The sequence below is a fragment of the Kurthia senegalensis genome, from assembly GCF_000285595.1.
Taxonomy (GTDB): Bacteria; Bacillota; Bacilli; order Bacillales_A; family Planococcaceae; genus Kurthia; species Kurthia senegalensis.
This window is the reverse complement of sequence record NZ_HE611069.1, coordinates 138,428-148,440: the sequence shown is the minus strand read 5'-3', so window position 1 is coordinate 148,440 and position 10,013 is coordinate 138,428. Positions and strand designations below refer to the sequence as shown.

Here is a 10,013-nt window from a genome sequence, read left to right as displayed (position 1 = left end):
CTAGGCACACTAAAGAAGCACTGATTTTAGATCAGTGCTTCTTTTTTATTGTAAAATAATTTTTTAGGATTTTTTAAGAGTAAGTATTGCATTTTTTCAGTAAACTCTCTATAATGTTAATTGTATAAAAGATATGTTTACACATATTGAAATAGTATTGTTCCGTTGTAGCTCAGTTGGTAGCAGCATCTGACTGTTAATCAGAGGGTCGCAGGTTCGAGTCCTGCCAACGGAGCCATTTTTTTGCCCTTTTTTAATTTTACTGTGCTTCCATAGCTCAGTAGGTAGAGCACTTCCATGGTAAGGAAGAGGTCACCGGTTCAAATCCGGTTGGGAGCTTATTTAAAAAAATAAAAAAATCGTAAAAACTATTGTGTAATTAAAATATATATGTTATTATAGTTTATGTCTTGTTAAGACTTAAATTTTTCAAATGGCCCCTTGGTCAAGCGGTTAAGACACCGCCCTTTCACGGCGGTAACACGGGTTCGAATCCCGTAGGGGTCACCATTACAAAACCTTATTATGGAGGATTAGCTCAGCTGGGAGAGCATCTGCCTTACAAGCAGAGGGTCGGCGGTTCGATCCCGTCATCCTCCACCATTTTCATATTTTTTCGGAGGGGTAGCGAAGAGGCTAAACGCGGCGGACTGTAAATCCGCTCCTTCGGGTTCGGCAGTTCGAATCTGCCCCCCTCCACCATCTTAATTTCATATTGGGGTATAGCCAAGCGGTAAGGCAATGGATTTTGATTCCATCATGCCCAGGTTCGAATCCTGGTACCCCAGCCATGAGTCATTAGCTCAGTTGGTAGAGCATCTGACTTTTAATCAGAGGGTCGCTGGTTCGAATCCTGCATGACTCATACAAAACTCTTTCGTTGTAGGCGAAAGAGTTTTTTTATTGTTTAAAAAAATGCTTTTGGGGAAAAGATACATAGGTTGAAAATTTCAAAACTTTAGGAGGTTTCATTCATATGTCAGGATTCTCAGATAAGTTAAAAGCAGGCGTGAACAAAGCGAAAGGTGAAGTTAAAGAACAAGTAGGTAATGCTACTGATAATGCCAAATTACAAGCAGACGGTAAGTTAGATAAAGCAAAAGCTGCTGCACAAGAAAAAGTTGGCGAAGTAAAAGACAAATTCAATAATAAAAAAGACTAAATAATACGTTAGAATCCTCGTATGGTAATTTTTATCATATGAGGATTCTTTTGTGTATAATGAAAGAAAACTAGTTACTAGGGGGAAAATTCATGCAACCGTTAACGATTTCAATTATTGGCGCACCATCTGATTTTGGGCAAAATCGACGAGGTGTTGATATGGGACCGAGCGCATTGCGTTATGCTGGAGCAATTGACTGTCTAGAAAATTTAGGGCATAAAGTGACAGACCTTGGCGATTTACATATTGATCGCAAATATCAAAAACAAATACATCCGACTTTGAAAAATGTAGAAGGCGTTGTAGATGTTTCAACGAGACTTGCGAAAGAAGTAAGTAAAATAGTGAAGAAAAACATTTCCCGATCGTCTTAGGTGGAGATCACAGCATTGCTATTGGAACGTTAGCGGGGCTATGTGAGCATTATTCAAATTTAGGAATCATTTGGTATGATGCACATGCAGATATGAATACAGAACAAACTTCGCCAAGTGGTAACATTCATGGGATGTCTCTTGCTGTTGCGATGGGATACGGGGCAACTGTATTAACGGACATTCATAAAGACGCACCGAAAGTGAACCCTGAAAATGTCGTGTTAATTGGCGCTCGCTCACTGGATGAAGGGGAAAGAGTGTTTATTCGTGAAAAAGGTGTACAAGTTTATACGATGCATGATATTGACCGGTTAGGAATGACGAGAGTGATGCAAGAGGCGATTATTCATCTAGAAGGGCAACACGTTGATGGGGTACATTTATCAATTGATTTAGATGCGGTCGATCCACTTTACACACCTGGAGTAGGGACGCCAGTAGCAGGTGGTATTTCGTATCGTGAGAGCCATTTAGCGATGGAGATGCTTCAAGATGCAGAATTTATTACGTCACTTGAACTCGTTGAAGTGAATCCAATATTAGATGAGAAAAATAAAACAGCAGAAATCGCTGTTACGTTGTTAGGATCATTAATGGGCGAACAAATTTTATGAGTTTATGAATCTTTTTCACAACACACCTCGTATAGTAATGTAGTGAAGGTAGAAAGGACGTCACAATGGACCCGTTAATAAATAAAAGAGTAAAGCAAGTATTAAAAGGTGATCAAAATGCATACGCGGACATTGTGACCCTATACCAAAATAATTTGTATCAAGTGTGTTACCGTATGCTAGGAAATAAAGAAGAAGCTGAGGATGCGGCACAAGAAGCGTTCATTAAAGCGTACATTAATTTGCATACGTATGATCAAAAGCGTAAATTTTCAACTTGGCTGTATCGTATTGGCACGAACTTGTGTATTGACCGGATTCGTAAAAAGAAGCCGGATTATTATTTAGATGCAGAGGTGCCGGGTACGGAAGGGTTGGATATGTATTCGCAGCTTTCTACAGGAGAACGATTACCTGATGAAGAAATTGAACGCATGGAATTACAAGAAAGAATTCAATATGAAATTGGCCAACTACCAGATAAGTATCGTTCGGTCATTATTTTGAAATATATCGAAGAGTTACCGTTGCAAGAGATTAGTGATATTTTAGAAATTCCGCTCGGAACAGTGAAGACACGTGTCCATCGTGGTAGAGAAGCATTGCGTAAGCAATTAGGGGATTTGTAGGAGGTTTAGTAATGATGAAATGTCCAGAACATGTCGTCGAATATATGCATGAATATTTAGATGGAGATATTAGCCAAGAACATGAAGTTGTTTTAAAAGAACATTTAAAACAATGTGATGACTGCAAAAAGCATATGAGTGAATTGACGAATGTCATCGCATTCATAAAAAGTGCAGCAGTAATGGCACTCCCTGCAAATTTTGCACAAAATGTGATGGTTCGATTACCGCATAAGCAAAAGGTATTGAGAGGTGTGCAACGCTTTTTAAGACGTCATCCCGTACTGATTGCGGCGGCTGTTTTTGTGTTGCTTATGAGCGGGTCCTTGTTAACGGTTTCTAATCCGAGTCAGCAGTTTGCGGTGACGAAAGATCCGCAATTAATCGTTGAGGGAGAGACGGTAACAGTACCTGAAAATACGGTCATTAAAAAAGACCTTGTCGTTGAAAATGGTAACTTAGTAATCGAAGGTAAAGTCGATGGAAATGTGACCGTTGTGAACGGTAAATATATGGCTTCTACAGCAAATGTAACAGGGCAAGTCGAACAAGTAGACGAAACGTTTGACTGGCTATGGTACAAGATGAAGAGCGGTTTCAAAAAATTATTCTCCAATGGGGAATAATAAATAAATTTTAAGATATATGCTATACTTGACAATATGCATTTGCTAGAAGAGTGGGGGATTAAACCACATGAATTTATTACAACAATTGAGTCAGTTTACGGACAATGAAGTCGTTCGTATGTTTTTAAACATCGTAGACATTTTGTTAGTTTGGTATGTTATTTACAAAGGACTTACCTTGATTAGAGGAACGAAAGCGGTTCAATTACTCAAAGGGATTTTTGTAATCTTTATCATTCGGGTAGCAACCGTGTTCTTCGAGCTTGATACGCTCGGTTGGATTACGAAGCAAATAATCGATTGGGGTTTCTTAGCGATTATTATTATATTCCAACCAGAAATTCGTCGAGCGCTCGAACAAATTGGTCGCGGAAAGTTATTTTCACGTAGTAGCAATTTAAAAGAAGAGCAAGAGCAAGATCGCCTCGTCAATGCGATGACAAAGTCAGTGGGGTATATGGCGAAACGTCGTATCGGGGCACTCGTATCAATTGAGAAAGATACTGGATTAACGGATTATATCGAAACAGGTATTCCACTGCAATCTGAAATCTCTTCAGAATTGATGATTAATATTTTCATTCCGAACACACCGCTTCATGACGGGGCAGTGATTGTACAAAAAGATAAGATTGCGGCAGCAGCTTGTTATTTACCACTATCGGAGAACCCGTTCATTTCGAAAGAATTAGGAACGAGACACCGTGCTGCAATCGGTATTAGTGAAGTGACGGATGCAATTACAATCGTTGTATCCGAAGAAACAGGTGGCATTAGTTTAACGATTAACGGTGATTTGCATCGTGATCTATCTCTTGAAGAGTTTGAAGTACGCTTACGTAAAGCGTGGTTTGGTGACGTCGTAGAAACGACTACGCCAAAATGGAACTGGAGAGGGGGGAGAAAAGAATAATGAATAAAATCATGGACCACCCTTGGTTGTTGCGTGTAACAGCATTGTTGTTAGCAATTTTATTATTCTTTACTGTGAAACCTGAACAGGATGATAAGAAGACGATTTCTGGAACGAAAGAAGAAACGATTGAGATGCCGTTAACGGTCGATTATGACAGCGATAATTTTGTCATGACGGGCGCACCGGAGAAAGTAGTCGTGAAAATTAGCGGACCAGTAGGAATCGTACTCCCTGTTAAAAATTCAAAAGACTTTAAAGTGTTTCTTGATTTGAAAGATCAAACGATCGGGACGCACACAGTGAAAGTGAAGGTGAGCGGTCTCTCTGATAAAGTAGATTACACACTCGAACCGAGTAAAGTGACAATCAACATAGAAGAGCGTATTTCGAAACAGGTGAAAGTCGAACCTCAAATTACACAAAAACAATTAACAGAAGGTCATTATGTCATTGCTTCTTCTGCAGAACCACAAACAGTTACCGTTAAAGGTGCAGCGAATATTATACAAAAAATTGCTTATGTGAAAGCAATCGTACCAGGTAGCAACATTTCGAAAGCGTTTGAGAGCGATGTTGCAGTGAAAGCATTCGATGCACAGTGGAACGCATTAGACGTTGAATTTGCTCCGAAAAATGTTCATGTGAAAGTGGATGTAGATGAGTATAATCGACAAGTACCGATAAAAGTGAAACAAACAGGTAAACCGGCAGATGGCATTAAAGTCATTTCTGCCACACCTCAAAAAGATAAAATTACGTTGTACGGACCGAAAGCAATCGTTGATGCAATTAAAGAATTAACGATTCCAGTAGACGTATCGGACATTAAAAAATCACAAGTCGTTTCAGCACCTGTCGTTTTACCGAACGGCGTATCATATGCAGCTGATTCAAAAGTGGATGTGAATGTCGTGACGAATCTTGATAATGAAGATTTACCGACAGAAACGTCTGATTCGACATCAAAAACGATTAAAAATGTGCCGATTAACGTATTGAATTATGATCCAGATGCGTATAATATTCAATTTGAGCGTCCAAACCCAGGAGTCGTTAATTTAACGGTGACAGGTGATGCGGATGAATTGAAAAAATTAACGGTTAGTGATTTCAGCGTTAGCGTAGATGCAACGGACGTATCGGAAGGTTCTCAAAAATATACGTTGCACATCGAAACGCCGACAGGCATAAAAGTGAAACCATCTGTGACAGAGGCAACCGTTAATTTTACGAAAAAAGAAAACGAATAATAAGAGAAACATGGAAGCGTTTTGAAGGAGAGAAAAATCATGGGTAAATATTTCGGAACAGACGGCGTCCGCGGCGTCGCTAATAGTGAACTAACACCAGAGTTAGCATTTAAGTTAGGTCGCTTTGGTGGATACGTTTTAACGAAAGAAGCTACAGGACGTCCAAAAGTTTTAATCGGACGTGATACACGTATTTCAGGTGAAATGCTAGAAGGTGCGCTTGTAGCAGGTCTATTATCAGTAGGAGCAGAAGTAATGCGTTTAGGCGTTATTTCAACTCCAGGGGTAGCATATTTAACACGCGTTATGAGCGCAAGTGCTGGTGTTATGATTTCAGCATCACACAATCCTGTAGAAGATAATGGTATCAAATTTTTCGGTTCAGACGGCTTCAAATTATTAGATCACCAAGAAGCAGAGATTGAAGCATTATTAGATGCGGAAGAAGACACACTTCCTCGTCCAGTTGGAAAAGATTTGGGAAGTGTATCTGATTACTTCGAAGGCGGTCAAAAATACATTCAATACTTAAAACAAACAGTAGACGAAGATTTCACAGGTATTCATATCGCATTAGATTGTGCACATGGGGCCACTTCTTCATTAGCTGCTCATTTATATGCAGATCTTGAAGCGGACCTTTCAACAATGGGGGCTTCACCAAACGGTTTAAATATTAATGATGGTGTTGGTTCAACACATCCAGAAGCGTTAGCGAAATTCGTAGTCGAAAAAGGTGCTGACTTAGGATTAGCATTTGACGGTGACGGTGACCGCTTAATCGCAGTCGATGAAAACGGTACGATCGTTGATGGTGACCAAATCATGTATATTTGCGGTAAATACTTACACAGTAAAGGTCGTCTGAAAAAAGATACAATCGTTTCAACTGTTATGAGTAACATGGGCTTCTACAAAGCGGTAGAAGAAAATGGTATGGATAGCGTTCAAACGAAAGTTGGCGATCGTTACGTCGTAGAAGAAATGCGCAAAAATGATTACAACATGGGTGGCGAACAATCAGGTCACATCGTATTCTTAGACTACAACACTACAGGTGACGGTCTATTAACAGGTTTACAACTTGTGAACACGATGAAAGTAACAGGTAAAAAATTATCTGAACTTGCGGCTGAGATGAAAATCTTCCCACAAACATTAATCAACGTTCGTGTAACAGATAAACACGCTGTTACAGAAAACGCATTAGTAGCTGCTAAAATTGCAGAAGTAGAACAAAAAATGGCTGGTAACGGTCGCGTGTTAGTTCGTGCATCAGGTACTGAACCATTAGTTCGTGTAATGGTAGAAGCGGCAACACAAGAAGAATGTGACGCATATTGCACAGCTATCGCAGACGTTGTTCGTGCTGAAATGGGTTTAGCTGAATAAAAGGTAGTCAAAGGGCGAGTGTTCCGTTATAGCGGAATGCTCGTCTTTTTATTATGTCCAAATGTTAACGGCTTCGTTTAAAGTAATGAGAGGTGGGAACAGTAATAGTAGAGCGAAATATTTTGCTCAAGTTTTAAATTAAATAAAGAGGTGTTCAATTTGGCAAAAGTAGCAACAGTCATTACGAATTTATTCGAAGATGTTGAATTTACGGAGCCTGCTGCAGCTATTCGTGACGCTGGTCATGAAGTCGTGATAATCGAGAAAAAAGCAGGCGAGCAAGTTGAAGGGAAACATGGAGAAAAGGTAACGATTGATCAAGGCATTGATGACGTATCTGTCGATGACTTTGATGCGTTACTTATACCAGGTGGTTTCTCACCCGATCAATTACGTGCAGATGACCGCTTTGTCGCATTTGCGAAAGGTTTTATGGATGCACAAAAACCCGTATTCGCAATTTGTCATGGTCCCCAGTTATTAATTAATGCAAAATCATTAGAGGGACGTACAGCGACGGGGTATAAATCGATTGTTGTCGATATGGCTTATGCGGGTGCCAATGTAAAGGATGAAGAGGTCGTCGTGTGCAACAATCAGCTTGTCACAAGCCGTACACCAGACGACATTCCGGCATTTAATCGAGAAATCGTGAAGTTATTAAAATAAAATTTGTTTTCCCTATGCATTTGAATCCTAAGTTTTTTACACTTAGGATTTTTTAGTGTAGGAAAAAGAAACTATTTTTCTTTTAAGGCGTTCAAGCATAGGAGATGTTTTTTCAAAAAAAGCAGTTGTAACCCTTTTCAAATTCAGTTTCTAATTGACTATTAAATGGCGATTCAGTATGATAGAGTTGCTATTTTAATTAGAGGTTAGACCTCTGTAGCGTACGGTAAGGAGGAAAGAGGAATACCACAAATCGGAAAAACAGTTATAGCGCCAGTACTAAGGAAATCAATGCCACACAGCCTTAGTAGACGAGGTGGAGGAGTATCGAAAGAATCGGCGGATGCCTCCCAATCGAATTGCCCGATTGATGTTTATCTTTAAAACACGGAAGTGATTTCGTGGACAAAGAGATAACTCAGGCAAAATGAATAGTCCAGAAATACCGCAGTGCGAAAATGCATACGGTCTAATTTCATATGGATTAAAATTTGCAAACTATCGGAGGAAATTAAATTATGTGTGGAATTGTAGGATATATCGGTCAACTAGACGCGAAGGAAATTTTATTGAAAGGTCTAGAGAAACTAGAATATCGTGGTTATGACTCAGCTGGTATCGCCGTTACGACAAATGACGGGATTCAAGTGTTTAAAGAAGTCGGCCGTATTGCGAACTTACGCCAAGTCGTGGATGCATCTGTAGAAACTACTGCAGGAATCGGGCATACACGTTGGGCAACACATGGTGTGCCAAACTATTCAAACGCACACCCACATCAAAGCGCATCAGGTCGTTTTACTTTAGTACACAACGGAGTTATCGAAAACTACCACTTATTACAAGAGGAACTACTACAAGGTGTCGAAATGAAATCTGATACAGATACAGAAGTCATCGTTCAATTAGTAGAGCATTTCTCAAACGAAGGTCTTGAAACAGAAGAAGCTTTCCGCAAAACATTATCAGTCGTGAAAGGTTCTTACGCATTAGGTTTATTAGATGCGGAACAACCAGAAGTTATTTTCGTTGCGAAAAACAAATCACCATTACTAGTCGGTGTTGGCGATACGTTTAACGTGATTGCGAGTGACGCAATGGCGATGCTACAAGTAACGGATCAATACGTGGAACTACACGATAAAGAAATCGTTCTCGTAACAAGCGACAGCATCCAAATTAAAACGTTAGACGGTACGACTGTAGAACGCGCACCGTACACAGCTGAATTAGATATGAGCGACATCGAAAAAGGCACATACCCTCACTACATGTTAAAAGAAATGGACGAACAACCAACTGTTATTCGTAAAATCATTTCTGCGTATACAGAAGACGGTGAATTAACAATTGACCCAAGTATCGCACAAGCATTGAGCGATGCAGACCGCCTTTACATTATCGCAGCAGGTACGAGCTACCATGCCGGTTTAGTAGGGAAACAATACTTCGAAAAAATCGCGAAAATTCCAGTAGAAGTTCACATTTCAAGTGAGTTTGGCTACAACATGCCATTACTATCTGAAAAACCATTATTCATCTTCATCTCTCAATCAGGTGAAACAGCAGATAGCCGCCAAGTACTTGTGAAAATTAAAGAAATGGGTCACCCATCATTAACGATCACAAACGTACCAGGCTCTACATTATCTCGTGAAGCAGATCACACATTACTACTTCATGCAGGTCCAGAAATCGCCGTAGCTTCTACGAAAGCATACGTAGCACAAGTTGCTGTACTTGCGATCACAGCTTATTTAGAAGCAAAAGCGAAAGGCTTAGCTGTCGACTTTGATTTGAAAGCAGAATTAGCCGTTGCAGCGAATGCAATCCAATCAGTAATCGATGAAAAAGACGCGATTAAAAATGTAACGGACACAGCACTTGCTACGACACGTAATGCATTCTTTATCGGTCGTGGAATCGATTATTGCGTAAGTATGGAAGGCGCATTAAAACTAAAAGAAATCTCTTACATCCAAGCAGAAGGTTTCGCAGGTGGCGAATTGAAACACGGTACAATCGCTTTAATCGAAGACGGTACACCAGTATTCGCACTTGTTTCTCAAAAATCAGTGAGCTTAAACATTCGCGGAAACGTGAAAGAAGTCGTAGCACGTGGTGCGAACCCAATCATCCTTTCAATGGAAGGCATGGAAGAAGCGGGTGACGCACTCGTATTACCAGCTGTACACGAGTTATTAACACCACTTGTAACAGTTGTGCCACTTCAATTAATTAGCTACTACGCAGCACTATACAGAGGCTGTGACGTTGACCAACCACGTAACTTAGCAAAATCGGTAACGGTTGAGTAAGGACGTAGGTTAGGGAACATGTTGTTGTAGGTTTGAAATAAAGTCGTACCGTTT

Annotated in this window: 8 protein-coding genes, 7 tRNA genes and 1 pseudogene; all 16 read left to right on the top strand. The window is 40.0% G+C overall.

What is annotated here, in order from left to right:
• Positions 1-161 precede the first annotated feature (161 nt).
• The 16 genes and pseudogenes from KSHG_RS13360 to glmS all read left to right on the top strand — a co-directional run bounded on the left by KSHG_RS13360 (position 162) and on the right by glmS (position 9,959).
• Positions 162-238 (top strand) — tRNA-Asn (locus KSHG_RS13360).
• Between the two features lie 28 nt (positions 239-266).
• A tRNA-Thr gene (locus KSHG_RS13355) sits at positions 267-339 on the top strand.
• Positions 340-435: 96 nt separating this feature from the next.
• A tRNA-Glu gene (locus KSHG_RS13350) sits at positions 436-510 on the top strand.
• A 17-nt stretch (positions 511-527) separates the two neighbouring features.
• Positions 528-603 (top strand) — tRNA-Val (locus KSHG_RS13345).
• 15 nt (positions 604-618) lie between these two features.
• Positions 619-702: transfer RNA gene (locus KSHG_RS13340), tRNA-Tyr, on the top strand.
• A gap of 14 nt (positions 703-716) precedes the next feature.
• Positions 717-791, top strand: a tRNA-Gln gene (locus KSHG_RS13335).
• Position 792: 1 nt separating this feature from the next.
• Positions 793-865 (top strand) — tRNA-Lys (locus KSHG_RS13330).
• Between the two features lie 111 nt (positions 866-976).
• Positions 977-1,162 carry a CsbD family protein gene (locus tag KSHG_RS13325; RefSeq protein WP_010307834.1) on the top strand — a complete coding sequence of 62 codons (186 nt, stop codon included), beginning with the start codon at positions 977-979 and terminating at the stop codon, positions 1,160-1,162.
• Positions 1,163-1,254: 92 nt separating this feature from the next.
• Positions 1,255-2,156: pseudogene (gene rocF, locus KSHG_RS17080) on the top strand (arginase).
• 65 nt (positions 2,157-2,221) lie between these two features.
• Entirely contained in the window at positions 2,222-2,785 is a 564-nt protein-coding gene (gene sigW / locus KSHG_RS13315; RefSeq protein ID WP_010307821.1) for an RNA polymerase sigma factor SigW, read from the top strand.
• 11 nt (positions 2,786-2,796) lie between these two features.
• Entirely contained in the window at positions 2,797-3,411 is a 615-nt protein-coding gene (locus tag KSHG_RS13310) for an anti-sigma factor family protein (RefSeq protein ID WP_010307817.1), read from the top strand.
• A gap of 70 nt (positions 3,412-3,481) precedes the next feature.
• Entirely contained in the window at positions 3,482-4,327 is an 846-nt protein-coding gene (cdaA, locus tag KSHG_RS13305; protein WP_010307814.1) for a diadenylate cyclase CdaA, read from the top strand.
• Entirely contained in the window at positions 4,327-5,580 is a 1,254-nt protein-coding gene (locus tag KSHG_RS13300) for a CdaR family protein (protein ID WP_010307811.1), read from the top strand. The genes cdaA and KSHG_RS13300 overlap by 1 nt, the downstream gene beginning before the upstream one ends.
• Positions 5,581-5,619: 39 nt before the next feature.
• Positions 5,620-6,972 (top strand): phosphoglucosamine mutase, encoded by a 1,353-nt coding sequence (gene glmM, locus KSHG_RS13295; protein ID WP_010307807.1) that lies wholly within the window; start codon positions 5,620-5,622, stop codon positions 6,970-6,972.
• 159 nt (positions 6,973-7,131) lie between these two features.
• Complete coding sequence (locus tag KSHG_RS13290; protein WP_010307804.1) at positions 7,132-7,641, top strand: type 1 glutamine amidotransferase domain-containing protein; 510 nt, start codon at positions 7,132-7,134, stop codon at positions 7,639-7,641.
• A gap of 518 nt (positions 7,642-8,159) precedes the next feature.
• Complete coding sequence (glmS, locus tag KSHG_RS13285; protein ID WP_010307802.1) at positions 8,160-9,959, top strand: glutamine--fructose-6-phosphate transaminase (isomerizing); 1,800 nt, start codon at positions 8,160-8,162, stop codon at positions 9,957-9,959.
• The last annotated feature ends 54 nt before the right edge of the window (positions 9,960-10,013 follow it).